This is a genomic window from Laceyella putida, assembly GCF_042665195.1.
Lineage (GTDB): Bacteria > Bacillota > Bacilli > Thermoactinomycetales > Thermoactinomycetaceae > Laceyella > Laceyella putida.
In genome coordinates, this window is the sequence record NZ_JBHTBW010000019.1 from 256,949 (window position 1) to 280,881 (window position 23,933).

Annotated in this window: 24 protein-coding genes; 19 read left to right on the forward strand and 5 right to left on the reverse strand. The window is 51.0% G+C overall.

Annotated features, from left to right (window positions below):
- Window positions 1-2: 2 nt before the first annotated feature.
- The 4 genes from ACFQNG_RS07615 to ACFQNG_RS07630 all read left to right on the forward strand — a co-directional run bounded on the left by ACFQNG_RS07615 (window position 3) and on the right by ACFQNG_RS07630 (window position 3,954).
- Entirely contained in the window at window positions 3-413 is a 411-nt protein-coding gene (locus tag ACFQNG_RS07615) for a cobalamin B12-binding domain-containing protein (protein ID WP_379864297.1), read from the forward strand.
- Entirely contained in the window at window positions 410-841 is a 432-nt protein-coding gene (gene mce / locus ACFQNG_RS07620; protein WP_379864298.1) for a methylmalonyl-CoA epimerase, read from the forward strand. The genes ACFQNG_RS07615 and mce overlap by 4 nt, the downstream gene beginning before the upstream one ends.
- A gap of 11 nt (window positions 842-852) precedes the next feature.
- Complete coding sequence (locus ACFQNG_RS07625; RefSeq protein WP_379864351.1) at window positions 853-2,400, forward strand: acyl-CoA carboxylase subunit beta; 1,548 nt, start codon at window positions 853-855, stop codon at window positions 2,398-2,400.
- Between the two features lie 396 nt (window positions 2,401-2,796).
- Window positions 2,797-3,954, forward strand: a complete 1,158-nt coding sequence (locus ACFQNG_RS07630) for a M20/M25/M40 family metallo-hydrolase (protein WP_379864299.1) — start codon at window positions 2,797-2,799, stop codon at window positions 3,952-3,954.
- A gap of 145 nt (window positions 3,955-4,099) precedes the next feature.
- Here the strand turns inward: ACFQNG_RS07630 and ACFQNG_RS07635 are convergent, their stop codons facing one another.
- Together ACFQNG_RS07635 and ACFQNG_RS07640 are read right to left on the reverse strand one after the other, a co-directional pair.
- A complete protein-coding gene (locus tag ACFQNG_RS07635; protein ID WP_379864300.1) occupies window positions 4,100-4,933 on the reverse strand; it encodes an EcsC family protein in 834 nt (277 codons plus the stop codon).
- Between the two features lie 25 nt (window positions 4,934-4,958).
- Window positions 4,959-5,501, reverse strand: a complete 543-nt coding sequence (locus tag ACFQNG_RS07640) for a hypothetical protein (RefSeq protein WP_379864301.1) — start codon at window positions 5,499-5,501, stop codon at window positions 4,959-4,961.
- A 520-nt stretch (window positions 5,502-6,021) separates the two neighbouring features.
- On the opposite strand from ACFQNG_RS07640, the gene ACFQNG_RS07645 reads away from it, so the two are divergent.
- Genes ACFQNG_RS07645 through ACFQNG_RS07655 form a run of 3 tightly spaced genes read left to right on the forward strand, consistent with a single transcriptional unit; the run spans window position 6,022 to window position 11,700 of the window.
- Window positions 6,022-8,565, forward strand: a complete 2,544-nt coding sequence (locus ACFQNG_RS07645; protein ID WP_379864302.1) for a HEAT repeat domain-containing protein — start codon at window positions 6,022-6,024, stop codon at window positions 8,563-8,565.
- A 22-nt stretch (window positions 8,566-8,587) separates the two neighbouring features.
- Window positions 8,588-10,225, forward strand: a complete 1,638-nt coding sequence (locus tag ACFQNG_RS07650; RefSeq protein WP_379864303.1) for a hypothetical protein — start codon at window positions 8,588-8,590, stop codon at window positions 10,223-10,225.
- Between the two features lie 20 nt (window positions 10,226-10,245).
- Complete coding sequence (locus ACFQNG_RS07655) at window positions 10,246-11,700, forward strand: reverse transcriptase family protein (RefSeq protein WP_379864304.1); 1,455 nt, start codon at window positions 10,246-10,248, stop codon at window positions 11,698-11,700.
- Window positions 11,701-11,818: 118 nt separating this feature from the next.
- On the opposite strand, the gene ACFQNG_RS07660 is transcribed toward ACFQNG_RS07655, so the two are convergent.
- On the reverse strand, window positions 11,819-11,971 hold the full coding sequence (locus tag ACFQNG_RS07660; protein WP_379864305.1) for a hypothetical protein: 153 nt from the start codon (window positions 11,969-11,971) through the stop codon (window positions 11,819-11,821).
- 151 nt (window positions 11,972-12,122) lie between these two features.
- Here ACFQNG_RS07660 and ACFQNG_RS07665 point away from each other — a divergent pair, with 151 nt between their 5' ends.
- Together ACFQNG_RS07665 and ACFQNG_RS07670 are read left to right on the forward strand one after the other, a co-directional pair.
- A complete protein-coding gene (locus ACFQNG_RS07665; protein WP_379864306.1) occupies window positions 12,123-12,668 on the forward strand; it encodes an NUDIX domain-containing protein in 546 nt (181 codons plus the stop codon).
- Complete coding sequence (locus ACFQNG_RS07670; RefSeq protein WP_379864307.1) at window positions 12,665-13,834, forward strand: endonuclease Q family protein; 1,170 nt, start codon at window positions 12,665-12,667, stop codon at window positions 13,832-13,834. The genes ACFQNG_RS07665 and ACFQNG_RS07670 overlap by 4 nt, the downstream gene beginning before the upstream one ends.
- 34 nt (window positions 13,835-13,868) lie before the next feature.
- Here the strand turns inward: ACFQNG_RS07670 and ACFQNG_RS07675 are convergent, their stop codons facing one another.
- Entirely contained in the window at window positions 13,869-14,246 is a 378-nt protein-coding gene (locus ACFQNG_RS07675; RefSeq protein ID WP_379864308.1) for a hypothetical protein, read from the reverse strand.
- Between the two features lie 157 nt (window positions 14,247-14,403).
- On the opposite strand from ACFQNG_RS07675, the gene ACFQNG_RS07680 reads away from it, so the two are divergent.
- From ACFQNG_RS07680 to ACFQNG_RS07725, 10 genes are all read left to right on the forward strand, one after another.
- Window positions 14,404-14,889, forward strand: a complete 486-nt coding sequence (locus ACFQNG_RS07680; protein ID WP_379864353.1) for an NUDIX hydrolase — start codon at window positions 14,404-14,406, stop codon at window positions 14,887-14,889.
- Between the two features lie 577 nt (window positions 14,890-15,466).
- Window positions 15,467-15,943 (forward strand): hypothetical protein, encoded by a 477-nt coding sequence (locus ACFQNG_RS07685; RefSeq protein WP_379864309.1) that lies wholly within the window; start codon window positions 15,467-15,469, stop codon window positions 15,941-15,943.
- An 88-nt stretch (window positions 15,944-16,031) separates the two neighbouring features.
- Window positions 16,032-16,694, forward strand: coding sequence for a stage II sporulation protein M (gene spoIIM, locus ACFQNG_RS07690; RefSeq protein WP_379864310.1), 663 nt, complete (start codon window positions 16,032-16,034; stop codon window positions 16,692-16,694).
- A 105-nt stretch (window positions 16,695-16,799) separates the two neighbouring features.
- The gene (gene fur, locus ACFQNG_RS07695) at window positions 16,800-17,279 is read left to right on the forward strand and encodes a ferric iron uptake transcriptional regulator (protein ID WP_379864311.1); all 480 of its coding nucleotides are present in this window, start codon (window positions 16,800-16,802) and stop codon (window positions 17,277-17,279) included.
- Between the two features lie 97 nt (window positions 17,280-17,376).
- The gene (ald, locus tag ACFQNG_RS07700) at window positions 17,377-18,507 is read left to right on the forward strand and encodes an alanine dehydrogenase (protein ID WP_379864312.1); all 1,131 of its coding nucleotides are present in this window, start codon (window positions 17,377-17,379) and stop codon (window positions 18,505-18,507) included.
- Window positions 18,508-18,638: 131 nt separating this feature from the next.
- Complete coding sequence (locus tag ACFQNG_RS07705) at window positions 18,639-18,884, forward strand: DUF4227 family protein (protein ID WP_379864313.1); 246 nt, start codon at window positions 18,639-18,641, stop codon at window positions 18,882-18,884.
- Window positions 18,885-19,000: 116 nt separating this feature from the next.
- On the forward strand, window positions 19,001-20,182 hold the full coding sequence (deoB, locus tag ACFQNG_RS07710) for a phosphopentomutase (protein WP_379864314.1): 1,182 nt from the start codon (window positions 19,001-19,003) through the stop codon (window positions 20,180-20,182).
- A 10-nt stretch (window positions 20,183-20,192) separates the two neighbouring features.
- Window positions 20,193-21,017: a purine-nucleoside phosphorylase gene (locus ACFQNG_RS07715; protein ID WP_379864315.1), complete on the forward strand. Its 825-nt coding sequence runs from the start codon at window positions 20,193-20,195 to the stop codon at window positions 21,015-21,017.
- A gap of 12 nt (window positions 21,018-21,029) precedes the next feature.
- Window positions 21,030-21,863, forward strand: a complete 834-nt coding sequence (locus ACFQNG_RS07720; protein ID WP_379864316.1) for a purine-nucleoside phosphorylase — start codon at window positions 21,030-21,032, stop codon at window positions 21,861-21,863.
- Complete coding sequence (locus ACFQNG_RS07725; protein WP_379864317.1) at window positions 21,860-23,185, forward strand: pyrimidine-nucleoside phosphorylase; 1,326 nt, start codon at window positions 21,860-21,862, stop codon at window positions 23,183-23,185. The genes ACFQNG_RS07720 and ACFQNG_RS07725 overlap by 4 nt, the downstream gene beginning before the upstream one ends.
- Before the next feature lie 103 nt (window positions 23,186-23,288).
- On the opposite strand, the gene ACFQNG_RS07730 is transcribed toward ACFQNG_RS07725, so the two are convergent.
- Window positions 23,289-23,819, reverse strand: coding sequence for an NADPH-dependent FMN reductase (locus ACFQNG_RS07730; protein ID WP_379864318.1), 531 nt, complete (start codon window positions 23,817-23,819; stop codon window positions 23,289-23,291).
- Window positions 23,820-23,933 lie beyond the last annotated feature (114 nt).

Below are 23,933 nucleotides of genomic sequence, written 5' to 3' on the forward strand. Positions count from 1 at the left end.
ACATGAATCGACCGATACGCGTGTTAATTGCCAAACCAGGGTTAGATGGTCATGATCGTGGCGCGTTGATCATCGCTCAAGCATTGCGGGATGAAGGCATGGAAGTGATTTACACCGGTTTGAGGCAGACACCGGCGCAAATTGTCGCGACTGCGATTCAAGAAGATGTGGACGTGATTGGCTTGTCTTGCTTGTCGGGGGCGCACAATGAGCTGTTTCCCGAAGTGATGCGACTGTTGCGGGCGGAAGGGGCGGACGACATCATCGTGATCGGGGGCGGCGTCATCCCGCAAGAAGATGTCGCCTATCTGAAAGAGCAAGGGATTGCCGAGGTGTTTACATCTGGCGCGACAACGACGGAAACCGCGGACTACATTCGGCAAGCGGTGCTGAACAAGGAGGCCCAGGCATGAACCCTCCTCCACATAAAATCAGTCACATCGGCATTGCCGTTTGGAATTTGGAGCAAGCGTGCGCATGGTATAGGGAAGTGTTGGGTTTATCGCTGGAAGGCGTGGAGGAGGTGGAAAGCGAACAGGTGCGGGTCGCCTTCTTTCGCATTGGGGAAAGCCGCATAGAACTGCTTGAGCCCCTTTCAGAACAAAGTGTCATTCATAAATATTTGATTCATTACGGTGAGGGGATTCATCATGTGGCCCTTGAGGTGAGTGATCTCAAAGCCCGTTTGCGAGAAGTGGCGGAGCGTGGTGTCCGCTTGATTCATCAGGAGCCCAAGCCGGGCGCCCATCAGATGAACATCGCTTTTCTCCATCCGAAATCGACGGGCGGAGTGCTTTTGGAATTGTGTGAACCGCAAGAGAAACCGGGAGAGGAGAGTTGACAAACATGGATATGTACCAAAAGATCGAACAGTTAGAGGCAAAGCGGCGCAAAGTGGAGTTGGGTGGTGGAGAGTTGCGGATTCGCTCGCAGCACAAACGCGGAAAATTGACGGCCCGCGAACGGTTGGACCTCTTGCTGGATGAGGACTCGTTTGTTGAATTGAACGCGTTTGTGGAACATCGTGCCACCCACTTTGGCATGGAGCATACGGAAGCCCCGGGAGAAGGGGTGGTGACGGGCTATGGGAAGATTCATGGACGGCTGGTTTATGTGTTTGCCCAGGACTTTACGGTGTTTGGCGGGGCGCTGGGGGAGATGCATGCCTTAAAGATCGCCAAGCTCATGGATTTGGCGGCGAAAAATGGGGCGCCCATTATTGGGTTGAATGACTCCGGCGGAGCCCGCATTCAAGAAGGGGTCGTGTCGCTGGATGGCTACGGGCACATTTTTTACCGCAATTCCATCTATTCTGGGGTCATTCCGCAAATATCAGTCATTTTGGGTCCATGTGCGGGAGGGGCGGTTTATTCCCCCGCGATTACTGATTTTGTGTTTATGGTTGAAGAGACGAGCCAGATGTTCATCACCGGCCCCAAAGTGATTGAGGCCGTAACCAAAGAGAAGATCACGGCCGAAGAATTGGGCGGTGCTGGGATGCACACAACCAAGAGCGGAAACGTCCATTTCACAGCCCCGACGGAAGCGGAAGTCCTGGAAGAGGTGCGGCGCTTGCTTCGGTTTTTGCCCCAAAACAATCGGGAAGAACCCCCGCGAGTGGAGGTTGGCGAGAGCGATGAAGAAGATTGGATTGAAGCGTTGGCGGAGAAGGTTCCCGTGGAGGGAACGCGGGTCTATGATGTGCGGGAAGTGATTCAATCCATCGTGGACGGCGGGGAGTTTATGGAGGTGCACCGCGACTTTGCTCGCAACATTGTCGTCGGATTTGGGCGGATCAGAGGGCAGGCGGTGGGTCTTGTCGCCAATCAGCCGAAAGTGATGGCAGGGAGCCTTGACATCGATTCGTCGGATAAACTGAGTCGGTTTATCCGGTTTTGCGATTGCTTCAACATTCCGCTGATCACTTTTGTCGATGTGACGGGATTTTTTCCCGGAGTGAATCAGGAGCATCACGGCATTATTCGACATGGCGCCAAAATCTTGTACGCATACTCGGAAGCCACCGTGCCGAAGATTACGGTCATTCTGCGCAAAGCATTTGGCGGGGCTTATGTTGCGCTCAACAGCAAGGCGATCGGGGCCGACTTGGTTTATGCCTGGCCCTGTGCCGAAATTGCCGTGATGGGAGCGGAAGGGGCGGCCAATATCATCTTCCAACGTGAAATCGCGGAAAGTGAGCAACCGGAACAAACAAGGCTTAAGCGGATTGCGGAGTATCGTGAGAAATTCTCAAACCCCTATGTCGCCGCGGCCCATGGCATGGTGGATGACGTGATTGATCCTCGGGCAACAAGGCAAAAATTAATCAGCGCGTTGGAGATGCTAAAACACAAACAAGAATCCCGACCGGCTAAAAAACATGGAAATATTCCCCTGTAAATGGGGGGAAGGCACCTGGCGAACGGATCACCGCCGGTGCCTTTTATATGGGACGGGGTATAAAGGGAAACGAGTTGGGCAGGCTAGGGACAAAGCCTCTCTTACAGCAATTGCCAATAGGTTCAAAGTTGCGAGGGGAGAAAAAAGCGGTGGAAAACGGTTTTATTTACATATAGAATAAAAAGCGAAAAGTTACTGAAAAATTTCGCATTACAAAGCGCCCTGCTAGTTAAAACTGGCAAATTTTATAGCTTTGTACAGGTTTTTTTCGCCAAATGGCTGTCAATAGTCAAAGATCCGCGTTTTTTGCTTGATTTTAGGCTTTTGGTCACCAACAAGATGAATAAAGTCGTGGTAAAATAGGTACTAATTTTATCGTGATTGGAGGAGTAACACGTGGTGAACAAACAACGTTTAATCGATGAATTTATAGAATTAGTAAAAACAGATAGTGTGACTGGTGATGAAAGAGCCATTTGTGACCTTCTGACCCAAAAGCTGACTGAATTGGGGTTGGATGTGGTTGAGGATGGCTCTGCTCAATTGACGGGACATGGCGCGGGAAATTTGGTGGCCACTTTAAAAGGAACGCTTGACGGCGCACCCAACATTTATTTTACCTGCCATATGGATACCGTGGCGCCAGGCAACGGGATTCAACCACAAATCAATGGGGATATCATTGAATCGGATGGCACGACCATTTTGGGTGCGGACGATAAAGCGGGCTTGGCCGCTCTGTTGGAAGGGATTCGCCTCTTGAAAGAAAAGCAACTTCCCCATGGTCAAATCCAGTTGATCATCACAGCGGGCGAAGAATCCGGCTTGATCGGTTCACGCCACCTGGATATGTCCTTGGTGGACGCTGACTTTGGATTTGCCTTGGATTCGGATGGAGAAGTGGGGGAGATTATTACGGCGGCTCCTTCGCAAGTAAAGGTGTTGGCGACGATTCATGGCAAAGCCGCACATGCCGGTGTGAACCCCGAAGATGGAATCAGCGCAATCCAAGTGGCTAGTCGGGCCATCTCCAAAATGCGTTTGGGGCGGATTGACGAAGAGACGACAGCCAATATCGGTCGTTTCCAAGGGGGCACCGCTTCCAACGTGGTTCCGGAGCGCGTCGAAATCTTGGCCGAAGCGCGCAGCCGCAATCCGTTGAAATTGCGCAAGCAAGTAGACAGCATGGTGAAAGCTTTCCACGAAGCCGCTGAAGAATTCAAAGCCAAAGCCGAAGTGGAAACGCAAACGTTGTATCCGTCTTTCCAATTTACCGAGGAGGATCTTGTGGTCCAAAAAGCGAAAGAGGCGGTCAAACGGATCGGTCGCACGCCACGCATCGGCGCCAGCGGCGGGGGGAGCGATGCCAACGTGATCGCGGGGCATGGCATTCCGACGGTAAACCTGGGTATCGGTTACCAAAATATCCACACCACCAAAGAACGGATGCCGATCAAAGAATTGGTTAAGGCAACCGAATTGGTCGTTGCCCTCATTGAAGAATCGGCTAAGGTAGAGATGATCACCACCGGAACGAGCACCCTTGAGAACTGAGGGTTCTCTTGTTTTTTTCAGCCAGGTTTAGACGCCAAACACCCCTTAGTCTGGGAAGATGGGCGAGAAAATATTCCTGTTTCTTCTAAAAAGCTTCTGTTGCCCAATAAGAAAAACGGTCTCCCCATGGAGGCCGTTTGCTTGATTAAAAGTTGTATTTGATCAATCCATCATCGTTCTCCAAGCGTGCTAACTTTTCCAGTATTCGGCGCTTGCGGTAGAGCATTTGGCCCGCTTCCGCCACTTCATCGATGGTGGAGCGGTTGATGTAAGCGCCAAAGACAATCCCCACGACAGGGACCAGCTGGAACAGCTTTTTCCAACCGTAGTTCTCCCCGTAGGTTAGAATCACTTCGCGCCACCCTTCCAATTTGGAGATGGATTCGCTCGCTTCATGGGTTGCGTTGACTGTGGTCAACTCTTTGATGATGGCTTGTTTGCCCACGTAATCGGAGGAAGCAAACTGAAGGCATTTCACGATGAATACGCGTTCTTGCTTGTCCTTGGGATTAAAGCCGTAGCTAAGAGCCATTTCTTGCAGGACCTTAAGGGAAAGTCCCAACAGGGCGGGAATGTCGATCGCCAAGGTGAAGATTCCCCCAAAGCCGGTTGTCGCTCCTTGCATGGTGGCAAATTGTTTGCGGGATTCTTTGAGATCTGTCGCCACGTGGTCCATGGCCTGGATGGGAAGATCGGCCACTTTGTCCAACGAAAGGAAGTCGGATCGCAGTTGCGCCAATTTGGCCAACCGGAATGTGACCTCTTGCTCGTTGATCAAATATTGCCCCCCTGTTTGAATGTAACTCCCCAGTTCATCCAAAAGTTTTCCAAGCCTTTCATGAACGATTTTGGGTGTGATGCGGTCGAGCAGGGCAAATGGAATTCTCCCCAACTTTTCCCAAAACCAGAGATCCTTCTGGTCGTGCTCCCATTTCTCGATTCGTTTTAATTCTTCCAATAACATTTCCCTGTTTTCCATTGTTTGTTCCATCCCCTACTCTATTTTACTTTGATAAGGCGTGTTCCGACTTGTTGACCACTTTTAACGCCGCCTGGTACGCCGTGATGATGCGGTCCAGCTTCGCCCGTTCAGGGTTTGTGAGCCGCGTTTGGTTCTGGGTGAGAAAGGTTTGCAAATCTTTGAGGCGTTGATTGATGAGATGGGTTTCCAACTGGATCAGCCCCTCCACCAAAGAGGGGGCCGGGGAGGATGAAGTAGGATGAAGCGGAATGGGTTCATAGCGCTTGATTTTCACCATCGTGCGAAAGTGTAACCCATCTGTTCCTTTGATTTGCCCCAAGTGGGTTACTTCAATCAAATCGCGATCCTCCAATCTCCTCAAGGCGCGGCGGATGGTTGAGCGCGTGAGATCGAGATATTTTTCCAACAGCCGGTAGGAAATGATGCAAGCCCCTTTGGGAATGGGGACCTGATATTCAGGATGAATGATTTCTTCGGGCGCGGCTAACCGCACCAGCTCAAAATATGTTTGTCGTTCGCGGGGCGTAAGCTGGTTCAGCACCGACTGATTAGGTTGAACATTCATGTTGTCACTCCCTTGATGTGGATAAGCCTGATATATCTGATCATGCTGAAATTTGCATATATGAACCCATTGCATCATCATTGTAAACTACAAGGAATCCCGAAGAAAGGGGGATATGAAGCAGGCTTGATAAAATTGACATGGTTTCGATCGAATGGAAAAGTTATTATTTTTATGCGTAATAGGCAAATATTTTGTATTGACAGTTTTATATGTACAATGCATAATACTAAATGTACATAATCAAAGACTTTGTCTAGCCGATGGCACGGTGATACGCCGTGTGGGACGTGATGGGACACATTCATCACCCGGCTCCGCGTTACTTGGTCAGCCCTAGTGCACACCATAGTGTGTTAGGTTCTGCCTAAGTAGGCGTAGCCGGACCTAACGACTATGGTGTGCACTAGGGCTTTTTCAGTGCGAAGCCAGCTCCACAGACTGTTAGTAGACAAAGTGAGTCATGCCTGACCTGATTCTCCGGGTCGGGCATTCTTTTTACTTGGAAGGAGGATTGGGAATGGCTGACCATGAGAAGGTGAATGTGGCGCTTCCCCAAGCGGAGCGTGAATTTTTGGAGCATGAAGCATGGTGGGAAAAAGAAGAACCCAAGGCTTGTTTGCCAAAAAAGATTGAAACGATGTTGGAGAAACAGGATCAAGCGGCAATAGATGAAGTCTTGAAATTTGCCTGCCTGCAGGATGGACGATTGTGGGAGTGGGACGATCACCAGCGTATATGGAAAAAGGTTCCATTGCCCGACGAGTTGCAAAGTCAAGCGGGCCCACTAGACGGCTCTTGGTTGTGGACGCTGTACATAACCGGAAATCCGTTGGCGCAAACGGCGGTTCGCCAATTGTTAAGTTATCACTCCCATCGAAGTCGGTTGTTTGCGGACAGATATTCGCTACGCAAACAGGAAGTCAAGTGGCGCGGTGGCCGGCGGAATACGTTCATTCCCTTTGACGCCAAATACTTTCGCTATGTGAAAGCCATCTTTAAACTGGCTGAAAAGAAGCGGGACGCCAAAACGTGGGCAGTCTTGGCCCACCGGTTTGACTTGGAGAGGAAGGGAAAGCACACGTATCGCACCCAAGAGGGCCAAGAGGTGGAGGTATACAGTGATGAAACCCATTATTACTTGCGCCGCCGCTGTTGGCGTTATCTAAGGAAATTGGGTGAAGCCGGTGATCCGGCGTATGTTCAATTTGCGGTGGAAGTATTGTTGCGTTATGAAGATCAAGATGGACGCAACCAATCGAGGTGGAGCAATGAAGAAGATCGTTGGATTCACAACAGAAGTTACAGCCACCTTTGGCTCTTTAACCATTTGCTTTTCCATCACAGCAAACGGTTTAAGCCAAGCAGACTGCAATGGGAAGGCGTTTCTGTATCAGAAGATTGGGTCAATGAACGGGAAGAGGCGTTTTCCGAACTATGGGATCAACATCCGGAGCAGTTATGGCGCTTATTTTGTGAAGCGAAATCGACGACGGTCATCCAATTTGCTTGGAGAGCTTTAAGTGCGAAAAACAGGATTTTTTTGGAGCAGTTGTCTAAATCGCAGTGGTTGGCCCTTTTACAGGATGATTACTATAAGAGAGGGAAATGGGCCTTTCAGTGGTTGATGGACAACTATCTTCTGACGGTGAACGGAAAAGTTGATTTAAAATTGTTGAAACAGATGCTGTTCCATGAAAAGCATGAGGTGCGGCAGGAAGCTTCCGCTTGGTTTGGAAAGTTGGGGGACAAATTGCCCCATTCATTTAAGGTGCATGTGACACAGGCTGTCCTCAATGAGCTCGAGAAAGACTGGGATTACTGGAGAATGCAAGATGCCTATCGGTTGTTGAAGGATCATTGCCGGCCTTATTTGCGTGAACTGGCCGACTTGGCTTTGGCGCAATCCTTTCATGTCCGGGTGAGGCGCTGGTGCAATCGCCCCACGGCCGAGGTAGTGGCTCTGATCTTGGAGACGCTGGATGTGGAACGTCTCGGCGTCACGGGGGATGAGTTATTGCCGTATTTGCGTTCGTTTGACAGCAGAGTGCGCAACGGCGCCGCCAATATGATTCAACAGCATTTTGAAAAGTTGAGCCTCGACTGCGAGTTTCTCATCAAACTCATCTCCATTCCCGACGAGCAAGTTCAAACCTTCACCACCCAGTTTTTGTCAGCCCGTCGATTGTGGGTAGTCCCTTTCTATCCGACTCTCTTGCCGCGATTATGGGAGATGATGCTGGATGAGAACCAATCGACGATTGTGCGTAACTATGTCCGCGAGTCATTGTTGGGGAAATTGTTCTTTGAAGAATTGAGGGATACGCCCGTTAGCCAAGTGTTGGAATTGTTGCAACATCAAGAACATGCCGTGCAGGTCTTTGGCGCGAAACTGCTGGCACTGATCGAACCGAAACCATACGATTTCACCTTGCCGCAGCTGGTCAGCTTGGCCCACCGGCCTTTGGCCGCGATTCGCGGGGCGGCCTGCCGGATGTTGGAAAAACTGCGGGTCATCTGGACTCCGGATTTGTTGGTCAACGTGATGGAAACGGAGTGGGATGATACCCGGGAGTGGGCCATGCAGATTGTGTCTTCGCTTCCCGATGAAGAGCGGGCGCCGGAATTGATCTACGGTTTATTGGATACGGCACGGCAGGACATTCGCACACTGGCCATGGATTTGATCAGGCAACATCTTGAACAACTGGATATATCAGAACTGATGCTGAGAGCGAGTGAAAGCCCATATTTGGAGGTTCAGGAATTCGCCTTGACCCTGGCGGAACGGCTCACTTGGACCGCCCAGCGTTATTCCGAGTTGGAACTGTTTTTCCGTACGGTGTTTTTCCGGGTGCACCAGGGACGGCGCGCCAAAAATTTGGCGTTTGCCTTGTTGGAGAGATTGGCCTTGCAGAAAAAAGAATGCGCTGAAGCGATGGTGCCTCTGCTCGGCGATTTGGCACGGAACTTTGGTCGCCAGGATTTTGAGCGGATCCTTCATCTTCTCACACAGATTCAAGTTCGTTATCCGGACATCAACACTCCACTGTCTTTGGGATAAATCATAGCGAGGAGGAGCGTGCATGCAGTTTCAACAGACGTATGCCAAAGCAAGTAGCATCAGCCATGTGGGTGGTCGCACGCTGGTTGATTTTGCCCCGGATTTAGGTCGGGAACCTACGTTTTTCCAGGGGAGAATCAAAGAGCCCATTCGTTATCGGGATGCCATGATCGCGTTGCGCGATGTCGTCGTCTCTGATTTGAACGTGAAACCCAAGGATCACCGCGCTTATCAAGAATGGGTGCAAGAGCAATATGTATTGGACCTGATTAACACCTTGGGAACGGAAACGGGTGAGGCGGCGCGGATGTTACTCATTCGGCAACGCATGCAAGAGCTGGACCGATTGCGAACCAAGCGCATGGGGCCCTATTACCAGGCGAGGGCCCGTTATTTTAACTGGTTGTACCACAATCATCCCGATGCCTGGTTCGTGTTGGACCCCGTGATTACGGTGGCGCCCGACCAAGTGTTCTTTGAAGCGTTTTCGTTGGACGAATCATCCTATGGTCGGTTGGCGGTTCATTCTGAGCTGTTTGACGATGTGAAAGAATTTGCCTATGGTACCACAAACATCGATTTCTCCGATGCTTTGTTAAGTGAAATACAACGCATCCGCACTTATCGCCCAACCGAATTTCAGGTGGATCCAGCCGGATTTGAAGTGGCGACGGAAGGGCGGGATGTGTACAAAGAGAAAAAAATCGATGTGCCGGTAAGTTGGATACGTGGATTTCTCCAAGTGCAATCGGCGATGACGCTGCCGGCGGCCACGTTTGATGCCAAGCCGATCGATCTCTACAATCTCTGCACCTTTTTGCGGCGGCATAAAGAGCGGCACAGCCCACGGTCGCTGAAGTATTTGCTCAAGCCCGGCCAACCGGTGCAGGTCGTCATTGAACCTTGGAATGAAGTGATGACGTTCAGTGATTCCGTTTATCTGGGGGATGCGGCACAAGAGATTCGCACGTGGGGCCGCCGCCGCCTGTTCTTGTTGGAGCGGTTGCTTCCGCTGGCGCGCAAAATCACCATCCACTTGCTGGGAACCGGACTACCCAGCTTCTATGTGGCGGATTTGGGCAACCTCAGCTTCACCTTGGGATTGTCCGGGTGGACCCGCAACGATTGGGCTGGAGCGGCCAACTTTGACCTTTTGGTCGGCAGTTCGGCGCAAGTGACCCCGGAAGAGAGCAAACAGGTTTTTTCGCAGATGAAATGGAAGAAGACAGCCACGGCGGAAGAATTGGCGCAATGGACTCACTTGCCCAACGCCACCGTCCAGGCCGCGTTGCGTCAATTGTGCAGTGCCGGACGGGTCATGTTCGACCTGGAAATCGGCAAATACCGGCTCCGTGAGTTAACGCGCGATCCGTTGCCTGTCGATCAGCTGCGTTATGCCAATCCACGTGAGGAAAAAGCGAAACGGTTGATCCAAAATGGCGATGTGACCTTGTCGGGGCGGGAAACGTTGGCCCATGGCAGTGTGGCGCTTTATGGAAGCGCCAGAACCAAAGGTCGCTCCCTTGAATCCAAGGTGGTATTGGATCATGATGGGCGGATTGAACAAGGAGAATGCACGTGTTATTTCTACAAGCAAAACCGGCTCATGCAAGGTCCGTGTGAGCATATGATGGCGCTTGTGTCCATCGCGCGCAACTAAGCCAAAGAGGAGGGAGAGCGATGTCGAAGGAGAAACGTCCCCTGACAAGGGAAGAGTGGATTCAAAAAGTAAGTGTGCAAGGCCGAGAAGCGACCATTCGTGAAGAGATGATCCGGTTGGGTTTCTGGACGGAATCCTCTATTTCCGTAGAAGAGCAGAAACAACAGCAACTTGAGGATGAAGAGCGCGCCCGCCTGTTCGCGGAATTGCGACGGTTGCAGGCCAAAGGGATGAATATGCCCGAAGTGCAGCGATTGCTGCAAGAAGTTCGCCAAAAACGGATCGAAGCGAGCAGGCAAAAACGAGAAGAACAAAAGGCGGAGCGGGAATGGAATCGCCAAGAGGCCAAAATAGCATGGGAACGGCATCGGGCTAGCCATGTGATTTATGCGGGAGAAGGCGTTTCGGGTGGCTTGGGGAAAACGGAATGCCAGCTGGAAAAGTTGCAACAAGCCCAGTTGCCCATCGTAACCACCGCGGAGGAGCTGGCGGAGGCGATGGGACTGACGGTAAGCAAGTTGAAATGGCTTACTTATCACCGCAACACCGCGACACTGTCCCATTATATTCGGTTTACCATTCCCAAACGGAATGGGGGAGAGCGTGAAATTTCCGCTCCCAAGTCGACGCTCCGTCAAGCACAAGCCTGGATTAAAGCCAATATCCTGGATCACTTACCCGTTCACCACGCCGCGCAAGGATTTGTTCCAGGTAAAAGCATTGTGGATAACGCCCGGACACATGTGGGGCAAACGGCTGTCATAAAAATGGATTTGCAGGATTTCTTTCCCTGCATTCATTTTTATCGGGTACGGGGGTTGTTTCAGTCCTTTGGGTATAGCGAGCTGATCAGTACTCTATTGGCTCTCATCTGCACCGAGCCGCCGCGTCGCGCGGTTACGTTTGGTGACAAGGTATATCATGTGGCCATTGGCGACCGGCAACTGCCGCAAGGGGCTTGTACCAGCCCGGGATTGACCAATCTCTTGTGCCGCCGCCTGGATGAACGGTTAGCCGGACTCGCGGCCAAGCATGGTTTCCGTTATTCCCGTTATGCGGACGACTTGACCTTTTCCTGCGACGAGGCCGGGTTGCCCCAGATCGGGGCCCTGATGAAACAGGTGCGCCGAATCGTTGCCTTTGAAGGGTTTACGGTCAACGAGCAGAAAACGAGTGTGTTGCGGGAGACCAGCCGCCAGACCGTGACCGGGATTGTCGTCAATGAGAAGGTGAACGTCAATCGGCGGGAGTGGAAAACATTCCGCGCGCTCTTACATAATGTGGAGAAAAATGGGCTGGAAGCGGAAAATCGGTGGGGTCATCCGCGTTTTTGGGATTACATCAAGGGATACGCCAGCCACGTGCGCATGGTTCGTCCCGATTTGGAAGGAAAACTGGTCGACCAATTGCGGGCCATCGCCGCCAAGCATCAATTGCCGTTGCCGGGTTGGGCCAAGGAAGCAGTCGAGTCTTAAGGGAAATGAAGCCGGGCCGTGATCAAGTGGCCCGGCTTCATTTTCGTCGACATTCTGGTCGCCTTGGTTGTTCCATTTCAGCACGCTTTCTTAATTGGGAAGAAAAGAGATCGTCCGTTCATGGACTAAGGGGCGACGAGTGGTTTCGCTGTTTCCGTTCGACATATTGCTTCACCGTCAGGGGATGTTTGGCCAATTGGCGCAATAAGGCCCGCACTTGCCAGCCTTTGCCGCTGATGGAGAAGCCCGCTTGTTGCCAACCGCATTTCATCCGGATCACCACCTGGGTCTCTATGCCAAAACCTGCAATGGCTTATTTGTTTTTTATACGCCCAAGACCATAAAAATATACGGTGGACAGTTGGTTCGATTGAGAAGGTTGTAAGTTATAATAAGGAAAGTATGAGACAGGAGTGACAACCATGCGAAATTTTGAAGAGAAAACGATTGCGAGTGAAACCATTTTTTCGGGAAAAGTGGTTCATTTGCAAGTGGATGAAGTAAGGTTGCCCGACGGTCGCACCGCGAAGCGGGAAATTGTGAAACATCCGGGGGCGGTGGCCGTGCTGGCGATTACGGAGGAAAAGAAACTGGTACTGGTGAGACAATACAGAAAACCGCTGGAAAAGACGATTTTGGAAATCCCGGCGGGCAAGTTGGAAGCGGGAGAAGAGCCGAGTGCCTGTGCGGCGCGGGAATTGGAAGAAGAAACGGGTTATCGGGCCAAGGGGCTGTCCCACGTTGTTTCCTTTTACACCTCCCCAGGCTTTGCCGATGAATTATTGCATATTTACCAAGCGGATGGACTGGCCAAAGGGCAAGGCAACCCTGATCAAGATGAGTTTGTGGAATTGGTGGAGTGCACGCTGGAGGAGTGTATGGAGCATATTCAAAATGGTGACATCATGGACGCGAAAACCGTTGCGGCTGTTTATCTATGGCAAAACCAGGTGCTGAGTGGACGATGAGTTTGCAAGAGGTTTTTGCTGACTTGCATATCCATATCGGACGCACAAACGGCAATCTTCCCGTTAAGATCACGGCAGCGCAAAACATGACCTTTGAGGCGATTATCAAGGAAGCCTCCTGCCGCAAGGGCATACAGATGATCGGAATCATTGACGCGCAATCCCCGCCTGTGCAGCAAGAGATTCAAGCGGGGTTGGACAGAGGGATTTATCAGGAACATCCGGATGGCGGCATTATCTATCAAGATACGACGTGCATATTGGGGGCGGAAATCGAGCTGAAGGAACCTGACTCGGGTGCCTTTCACGCATTGGTTTATTTAAAGACATTTGAGCAGATGAAGGCCTTCAGCGCTTGGTTGAGCCAACATATGAAAAATGTCCAGCTCAGTACGCAACGGTTGTATCAATCCGTCTCCGCATTGCAGGATATGGTGTGGGAGTGGGGTGGCCTTTTTATCCCCGCGCATGTGTTTACCCCGTTTAAAAGCGTTTATGGCAATGCCGCGGATCGCATGGGTCAGCTGTTGGATATGGGGAAAGTGTCGGCGGTGGAGTTGGGGTTGAGTTCCGATTCCAACTTGGCGGATCAGCTGTCTGAATTGGCGCCGCTTACTTTTGTCACCAATTCAGATGCCCATTCCCTGCCGAAGATTGGCCGCGAATACAATAAATTGTTGGTGCGCGAAAGCAGTTTTCAGGAGTTGAAGCGGGCACTCACAAGGCAGGAAGGCAGGCAAGTGTTGGCCAATTATGGTTTGAATCCGCGCTTGGGGAAATATTATCGCACGCGGTGCTTACAGTGTGAAGGGCTGTGGCCGACAAGTCTGATCGAACGATGCCCGAAATGCGGGAGCGAGAAGAAGGTGAAAGGGGTGAAAGATCGGATCGAGGAGATCGCCGATCAGGCAAGCCTTCATCCGACCCATCGTCCCCCTTATGTATATCAGGTGCCGCTCGAATTCATTCCCAAACTGGGCAAAAGGACTTTGGATAAGTTATTGCATGCTTTTGGAACAGAGATGAACGTTCTCCATCGTGTGGAAATGGAAGAGATAAGCCAAGTTGTCGGACCCGCGATTGCGCGCTCCATTCAATTGGCGCGGGACCGGCAACTGGAGGTGTCTGAGGGCGGCGGCGGCATTTTTGGCAAAGTGAAATCATAGCAAAAAGCTAACCGATCTCGGTTAGCTTTTTTGCCTAATCCCTCGCCCCGTGTTTTTCTAAAATGGCTTCCGCTTCTTGCGCCCGATCTGGGGAGGCAAACACGGTGACGCACACGTCTTCCAGCGAAGACATGGCTTGGCCGCCCGACAGGCCGCTCGCATCCGGATGGGCGGCGAACAAAACACTCTTATCGGGATCGAATTCAGGCCCCCCCAATGTGCTTTCGGTCAGCGACATCCGCGGATTCTCAAACGGGTTGCTGAATGTTGCGTCGCCATCCGCATCCTTTCCGCCGCCTATCGGGGAGAAACGGCTCACATCCACTTCAAAGCCCGCTTGTTTTAATTCCGCGGCCGCTTGTTGCGCGGCATCGGTCGTTTGGAAATATCCGAATATGGCTCTTTCTGCCATATGCATTCCTCCTTTCCTCACCTATAATGTCGGTCAGTCGCGAAGGAGTTATTCCCACCGGGGGCCATCCGCGGAAAGGAAAGCAAATCCACGCGTTCCATCTATGCTTTGCCCCCCTTGATGTGATAGATTGAAGGTAACTGGAACGATGGAAGAAATGATCATGGATGAGGGGTCGAACCAAGTGAGCCATAAGAAGTTTACGGCTCCCGTAGCCGTGCATCTGATGTTTGTGCAACATCAGCAAGTGTTGTTGTTGCGCCGTTATAACACCGGTTATGAGGATGGAAAGTATAGTGTCGTTGCGGGTCACTTGGATGGCGGAGAAGAAGTGATACAGGCGGCCATCCGGGAGGGGAAAGAAGAAGCCGGTGTTAAAGTGGACGAGAGGGATGTGCAAGTAGTGGGGGTGATGCATCGGAAGGCGGTGGACGAGCGCATTGATTTTTTTGTCCGCATTCATCGGTGGCAAGGTGAGATTCGCAACCTGGAGCCGCACAAATGTGATGATTTGCGATGGTTTCCGTTAGACGCTTTGCCCGACAACATGATTCCCTATGTGAAGCATGCGCTGAAGCTGGGTGTGGAACCGATGTGGTTTTGCAGCTTTGGTTGGGATGATCCGCAAGATAGGCTTATCTAAGGATATTTAAAAGGTTATAATAATTTCAGATAAATACAATATTTGATTACGGATAAATTTTTATGTAGGTAAGATGGCGAAGAGTCATTTTTTCATTTTAGGGATGTGATTGACGAGATATTACGGATGTTGGTTACTGAAGTATTGCCAGTAAACGGCTCACCGCCTACGCTGAGGCATGGAGACGGAGCTTGTAACAATCCAGTCGTCAACTCCGACCTTTCAAATGGTGTTGCATCAGGGCAGGTTGAGTCCCATACCAGACACGCTGATATGGTCACTGCACAAAGGTACTCAACTTCCCTTACGGTGCAGACATCTTTCTTGATAGCGTGTATCTTTTACGCAGTTGCGCATTACCTACTGCAACTCCATAGATACAGTTGTCAAAGAACAAGGAGTGCCTTTAGTACAAGGTATACTCAAGTTCACATTTGGCGCGTATATTCGATATTCCTGCAACCAAAAGAGAATGTTGTTGCTCCAAGCATTCGAATTCGAATTAACGGGACACCGGGCAACGCCCATCATTCCTCCCCGACTAAGAGGTCGAGGTATCCTGGAGGAGGCGTTTTTGATGAATATGAGTCAACTCATCTGGTCAGGAAAAGTGTTAACGAGCCTTATGACCTTATTATTTGTTTTTATCGTTGGATTAATCGCCATCAAATCATTAATCTTCCTGCTCAGACGCAAGAAAATTGGTTACTTGGTAGCCGGTTTTAAAACGGTTTGGGTGATGTTTGGATTAAGCTACTTTCTGTTTTTGGGCTTTTATGTGTTTCAAAACTTGCTGACCTCGCAGACGACAGAAGATTGGCTGCGCAATGCCGTGATCACCTTTGTCATCTTGTTGGTGGGGATCATGTGCTGGCTGGGACCTGTACGGGGCATCCTTGGCTTAACCGTTCAAAAATCGCAAGCGCAATCGAAACAGGGAAACGTATCGGCCGACGGTTGGGTGGTAGAGAGTTGGTTAGGCGAGGGAGCGGGATTTCACCTTTATTCCGTCGGGGAGAAGAAAGGGAAGTCGAACAAGAAATTGAGTAGTTGAATCGCGCTCTCAAACTCTACCTTCATTCAGCATACTCTTTTCGCTTCTGTCATAGAGTAGAATGACGGATGGAAGGAGGCGGAGTTGGATGAAGCAGATGAATAGGTGGGGGCATTCGATTCAATTACATATTCAGAGTCAAAAGTCACTCTACTTGTTTGTAACCGTGTTGTTCATGATGGGGGTGGTTTTTGGGGCGATTATCGTGAATACGCTTGATCCCGCGCAAAAGGAAGGATTATTGACTTATTTGGGGCATTTTTTCCGGGGCTTGGATCAGCACACCATTGCGGAACCGGAAGTGGCGTTTCAACACGCGCTTGGCGATCACTTGAAAACCATTGGGTTGATGTGGATTTTGGGGTTGTCGGTCATCGGGATCCCCCTCTTGTTGGTGTTTATCTTTTTGAAAGGGCTTGTGATCGGGTTTACGGTCGGTTTTCTTGTCAACCAACTGAGTTGGGAAGGGCTGTGGTTTGCTTTTGTCTCAGTGGTGCCGCAAAATCTTCTGATGATTCCCGCGCTGATTATCGTGGCGGTGGCGGGGATTCACTTTTCTACGTTATTGGTCAAGAATCGCCTGATTCATTACCGGGGAACCATTTACCCGCAGTTTGTCTCCTTTTCGATTTTGGTTACGGTCATGGCTGCGGTGATGCTTGTTTCAGCCGTTTTTGAAGCATATCTTTCCCCAGTCATGATGAAAGAAGCGATCCCAACAGAACAACTACTTGACCAATCATGGAATTAGTGTTATTTTTAAAATAATTATTATCTAATACTCTCTTTTATGTGGTTTGACTTCTTCCACCACTCTCCAATATAATGGTGTCAGATAGACAGGGGGGTGTTTTTTGTGGAAGAACGGGTGACTCAAATTAAACAGCAATTATCCGCCCATAATTATAAATTAACCCCCCAACGGGAAGCGACGGTCCGTGTGCTGCTGGAAAACGAAGAGGATCACTTAAGCGCAGAGGATGTCTACCTGTTGGTGAAGGAAAAAGCTCCAGAAATTGGTTTGGCCACGGTTTATCGGACATTGGAGCTATTAAGTGATTTGCAGATTATCCACAAATTAAATTTTGGCGACGGTGTTACCCGCTATGAGTTTCGTGCGGAAGGAGCGGAACATCATCACCATCACCTCATCTGTCTCAATTGCGGTACGGTGGATGAAATTATGGAAGACTTATTGGGTCCGATTGAGGAGCAGGTTGAGCGGGAGTATGATTTTCAAATCGTCGACCATCGGTTAACCTTCCATGGAATTTGTTATCGATGCAAAGGAAAAGTAACTGATCCGAAAAAACTAGTAGGTTCCAAAGTGACGTGAGATCTTTTTTGAAAAGGTCTCACTTTTTTTGTGGAATATAATATTTAACCGGAAATTAGCACATGAATATGATAGGAATATCAAGGAGGGGTTTATCATGATTATAGGAGTGCCAACAGAAATAAAAAACAATGAAAACCGCGTGGCCATCACGCCGGCGGGTGTGGATGCTTTGGCGCAGGCGGGTCATGAAGTCCTGATTCAAAGCGGGGCGGGAAATGGAAGCGGTTTCTCGGATGAGCAGTATGTGGCGCATGGCGCCAAGATCATGTACACCGCTAAAGAAGTGTGGGAAAACGCGGACATGATCATCAAAGTTAAAGAGCCGCTACCAGAAGAGTATGCTTATTTTCGGGAAAATCTCATCCTCTTCACTTATCTTCATTTAGCGCCGGAACCCGAACTGACCAAAGCGTTGATGGATAAGAAAGTGGCCGCGATCGCATACGAGACGATCCAACTGGATAATGGGGCCCTACCCCTGTTGACGCCGATGAGTGAAGTGGCCGGGCGAATGTCAGTGCAAATCGGAGCCCAGTTTTTAGAGAAACCCAAAGGGGGCAAAGGGGTTCTGCTCGGAGGCGTCCCAGGCGTATTGCCGGGGGAAGTGGTGATTGTCGGAGGCGGTGTCGTGGGAACCAATGCGGCCAAAATCGCTTTGGGGATGGGGGCCAACGTCACGATTCTCGATATCAATGCTGATCGGTTGAGACAATTGGATGACCAATTCCAAGGTGAACTGCGCACCTTGATGTCGAACCGGTACAATATAGCTGAGGCGGTCAAAAAAGCGGATCTGTTGGTGGGGGCAGTCTTGATTCCCGGTCGTCGCGCGCCTCGCCTGGTGACGGAAGAGATGGTCCAATCCATGCAACCGGGCTCCGTGATTGTCGACGTGGCGATCGACCAAGGGGGTTCCATTGAAACCATCGACCGGGTCACGACTCATAGTGATCCCACTTATGTGAAGCATGGGGTCGTTCATTATGCGGTGGCCAATATGCCCGGGGCTGTGCCCAGAACGTCGACGATTGCGCTAACCAATGTGACCATTCCGTATGCCGTTCTCATCGCCAACAAGGGGTTGGCGCAAGCGCTCTCCGAAAATCGATTCTTGGCGCGCGGCGTCAACGTCATCAATGGGCAGGTTACCTATCCCGCAGTTGCGGAGAGTCTGGGACTCCCCTTTGTGTCGCTGAATGATGCGGTGGGGCGGCAACTCGCATAGTTTGCATATTTGATCGTCCTTTTCCATAGGTTATAGCAACTAGATGATGCAATGCGTCAAAAACCGTTTTCGCAACGGTTTCCGCTCTCCGACAGTTTTGGAAATCATTTGTAGGAAAAGGACGATGGCTTATGGTCATTTCATTGCGCCGTTTAAAAAGATGGAGTCAATTCCTCTTGTTGTTTGTGTTATTCACCCTTCTCTTGTATCAGTTGTTCGCATTCTTGGTTCCCTTGTTCAAACCGGATTATATGTATAAAGAGCCAAGTGGGGGAGCGGTCAAAGTGTTTGGTCAACATGAGGAACCACGGGTGGATGAGGCGCCGATGAAAAAGATAAAAGAGCGGTTGCTTATTTTTTACTGGTTGGGAGAATGATGGGAAACGACAAGCTTACTTGTTCGTTTCTTTTTTTTTCTCTATTTGTAATGAACTTCATTTCAATCTAGGGTTTTTTGGTTAACGAGGTTATAATGTTAGTAGGAGTGATGAAAATGAAAATATTTCCCCGTGTTGCACTTATCGTATTGGATAGCGTAGGCATTGGGGCCATGCCCGATGCTGCTGAGTATGATGATGCCGGGGCGCATACTCTAGGCCATATTGCCGAATTCAAAAATGGATTACATATGCCGAACTTGATGAAAATGGGCTTGGGCAACATCGAACCCGTCCGCGGCATTGAAGCGGTAAAGGAGCCGCAAGCCTACTATGCCAAAATGACCGAACTCTCAAAAGGCAAAGATACGACAACGGGGCATTGGGAGTTTGTCGGCGTATATACGGACAAACCATTCAAAACGTACCCGGAGGGGTTTCCCAAAGAGTTGATTCAAGCGTTTGAAGAGCGCACAGGCCGCAAAGTTTTGGGCAATAAGCCTGCTTCCGGCACGGAGATTATCAAGGAATTGGGCGAAGAGCATATGCGGACAGGCGACCTGATTGTCTATACGTCCGCCGACAGTGTATTTCAAATTGCAGCGCATGAAGAGGTAATTCCGTTGGAGGAGTTATACCGATATTGCGAAATTGCCCGCGAACTGACGTTGGATGAAAAATATTCCGTCGTCCGCGTGATCGCCCGTCCCTTCATCGGTGCGCCCGGCCAATTCACGCGCACGGCCAATCGTCGCGATTATTCGGTGAAACCGCCGCATCCGACCGTCCTGAATGCCTTGAAAGAGGCGGGTCGGGATGTGATCGCGATCGGGAAAATTTCCGATATTTATGCGGAGGAAGGAATTACGCGTTCCATCCACACCAAATCCAACATGGATGGCGTGGACCAGCTTTTAAACGTATTGAATGAACCGTTTGCCGGATTGGCTTTTATCAATCTGGTTGATTTTGATGCGAAGTTTGGCCATCGCCGTGATCCGGCGGGCTACGCAGCGGCGTTGGAAGAGTTCGACGCGCGCGTGCCGGAAATTCTCGCCCGTTTGCACGAAGATGATCTGCTGATCATCACGGCCGATCACGGAAATGATCCCACCCATCATGGAACGGACCATACCCGGGAATACACGCCGTTATTGGTGTACAGCAAATCGTTGCCGCAAGTGGGCAAATCATTGGGAGTGCGCGCAACTTTCGCCGACATTGGCGCGACGCTTGCCGAGAACTTTGGAGTCCAACCTCCCCACATCGGCCAGAGTTTTTTAAAAGAACTTGAATGAGGTGATCCATATGACGACCCGTGCACAAATCAGTGAAGCGGCTCAGTTTATTCGTGAAAACACCAAGGTGACTCCCAGAATCGGCTTAATCTTGGGTTCAGGCTTGGGCATATTGGCGGATGAGATTGAAGATGCCCGTCACATTCCATACCAAGACATTCCGCACTTTCCGGTGTCCACCGTTGAAGGCCATGCGGGCGAATTGATCATCGGTGATTTGGAAGGCACCCCCGTTTTGGTGATGGCTGGCCGCTTTCATCTGTATGAGGGGCATGATGCGGCAAAAGTTTCGTTTCCGATCCGCGTTATGAAAGAATTGGGCATCGATTATCTGCTGGTGACCAACGCGGCGGGTGGCATCAATGAAAGCTATGAAGCGGGCAATCTCATGTTGATCAAGGACCATATCAACATGATGTTCCGCAATCCGCTGATTGGACCCAACGACCCGGATTTGGGTGTGCGTTTCCCGGATATGTCCAATGCCTATGACGTTGAATTGCGTGAGTTAGCGCACCGGGTCGCGAAAGAACAAGGCGTCCAGTTGAAGGAAGGGGTTTATGCCGCTGTTCTGGGCCCCTCCTATGAGACACCAGCCGAGATTCGCATGCTGCGCACATTGGGCGGTGATGCTGTGGGCATGTCGACTGTGCCCGAAGTGATTGTCGCCCGTCATGCTGGCATCCGCGTGTTGGGAATCTCTTGCATCACCAATATGGCGGCAGGCATTTTGCCGCAACCGTTAAGTCATGATGAGGTGATGGAGACGGCAAACCAAGTGAAGGGGATGTTTATTCGCCTTGTCAAAGGCTTAGTTCGGGAGATGGGCGCATAAGGAGGATATGAGATGAAGCAGAGAGAGAAGATCGAAGCCGCCAAACGGAAAATCGCAGGCTTGACCACCATCCAACCGGAGATTGGCTTGATTCTCGGTTCGGGCTTGGGCGATTTGGCTAATGAAATCGAAGACGCGGTGGTCGTGCCATATGGGGAGATTCCCCATTTCCCTGTGTCCACCGTCGAAGGGCACGCTGGCCAGTTGGTCGTCGGCACATTAGCCGGAAAAGCGGTGGTGGCGATGCAAGGGCGGTTTCATTTCTATGAAGGATACAGCCAACAAGAAGTCGTGTTCCCCGTATATGTGTTGAAAGCGCTCGGGGTGAAAGTCCTGATTGCCACCAATGCGGCGGGTGGCATGAATCCGGCCTTCCAACCAGGCGATCTGATGGTGATTACCGACCATCTCAACTTTACGGGTTCCAACCCATTGATCGGACCCAATGATCCGGAGTTGGGTCCCCGTTTTCCGGACATGTCCCAAGCGTACAGTCCGGCGCTCCGCGAATTGGCGCACCGAGTGGCGGACAAGCAAGGAACCCGCTTGCAACAAGGGGTGTATGCCGGGATTAGCGGGCCAACTTATATGACGGCGGCGGAGTTGATCATGTTGCGACGCGTGGGCAGTGATGCGATTGGGATGTCCACGGTGCCGGAAGTAATTGCCGCCCGCCATGCGGGCTTGGAAGTGCTGGGGATTTCCTGCATCACTGACATGGCGGTGGGCGAGGAACTGGCCGCGGAGCCACTCACCCATGAACAAGTGGTGGAAGTGGCCAATCGGACGAAACCGGTCTTTATGAATCTGATCAAAGGAATCGTGCAAGAGGTAGAAAGCAAATGAACACGGTAGAAATCATTCGCAAAAAGCGGGATGGGCAAGAGCTCACCACCGCGGAGATTAAGAAACTCATCCGTGGTTACACCGATGGCTCCATCCCGGATTACCAGATGTCGGCCTGGGCGATGGCCGTCTATTATCAAGGCATGAGTGATCGCGAAACGGCCGATCTCACCATGGCGATAGTGGAATCCGGTGAGCAAGTGGATTTATCGCAAATCGCAGGCATCAAAGTGGATAAGCACAGCACGGGCGGAGTGGGGGATACCACCACCCTCGTGCTTGGCCCGCTCGTGGCGGCGGCGGGGGTGCCCGTTGCTAAATTGTCCGGTCGGGGCCTGGGCCATACCGGCGGCACCATCGATAAATTGGAGTCGATTCCCGGTTTTTCCACCGAACTGGCATCAGCTGAATTCGTCAAACGGGTGAATGATGATAAGATTGCCGTGATCGGCCAAACGGCCGATCTCACCCCAGCTGACAAAAAGCTGTATGCGCTCAGGGATGTCACGGCGACAGTGGACTCGATTCCGCTCATCGCCAGTTCGATCATGAGCAAGAAAATCGCTTCAGGTGCCGATGCCATTGTCTTGGATGTCAAGACGGGCGAAGGGGCGTTTATGAAAGAGGAAGCAGATGCGATCCGCCTGGCGCAAGCGATGGTGGCGATCGGCAAACATGTCGGCCGGACAACCGTGGCGGTGGTCAGCGATATGAGCCAACCATTGGGATATGCCGTGGGCAATGCGGTGGAAGTAAAAGAAGCCATCGACACCTTAAAAGGGGAAGGTCCGGCTGACTTAACGGAACTCAGCCTCATGCTTGGCTCCCATATGCTTGTGTTGTCAGGGAAATACGGGAACGCCGCCGAGGCGAGAAAAGCGTTGGAACAAGCGATTCGCGATGGCTCCGCTCTGGCGAAGTTTAGAGCGTTTGTCGTCGGGCAACATGGCGACGGGACGGTGATTGATCAGCCGGACCGTTTGCTGCAACCGCGGACAAAGCGTAAAGTCCTGGCGGAACGGGATGGCGTGATCAATAAGATTCATGCTGAAGAAGTGGGTTTATGTGCGATGAAACTGGGGGCGGGCCGAGCGACCAAGGAAGATCAAATCGACTACGCCGTGGGGATTTTGTTGCACAAAAAAGTGGGGGAACCCGTGAAAAAAGGAGAACCGTTGGCTACTTTGTATGTGAATAATGAGGAGCCTGTCCAAGAAGTGGAAGCGCGGTTGCGGAGTGCGATGGAAATAGGAACGGAGCCAGTCACTCCGCCTGCCTTGATCCGCTCTATTGTGACCGAAGCAGGTGTGACCCGGGTGTAAGGATGACGTTGGAGCGCCGGTTTCGGAACGCATGCATGAAATGAATACCAACCGATATCGCCGGTCTGTTCGCTTTATTCCGCGAGGCAGGCCGGCGATGTTGTTACTTGGAAAGGGTGCGGGTCAGCGCGGTCAGTTCCGTCAACAGATGTTCCAACCGCGGAAGCGCATTATCGCTAACCTTCCCTTGGTCATCGATTTCTTTTTGATCAATGATACATTGTTCCGACAAGACGAGTCCGCCTACACCGCGGATCACGAGCCGCAAATTGTTAAGGGCGTTGATGCCGCCTTTTCCGCCACCGGCGGCACAAGCCATCGCGACGGGCTTCTTGTTGAATTGGGCTGATCCCAAAAAATCAAGCGCGTTCTTCAGTGCCCCACTCATGCCATTGTGATATTCGGGCGTCACGATGAAAAAGCCATTCGCCCGGTTGGCCGCTAGGATCCACTGTGACACTTCCGGTTGCCTGCTAGTCGCTTCCTCCCCATCAAAAATGGGAAGTCGGCGTTGCTGAAGATCCCATAAAGCCACAGTTGACCCCGTCGATTTCAGAAAAGAGACCGCCGTTTGGGCGATGGCCAGAGAATTGGATTGTTTGCGGGGACTGCCACTAATGACTAAGAGATTCATGGTGCTTCGCTTCCTTTCAGTTGACTGGGAGCCAGATAGTATCATATCGTTTGAAAAGTATATTATTTCTGTATGCTTATAGTCAATCAAAGAATGTCAGAGGATGAATCCCGA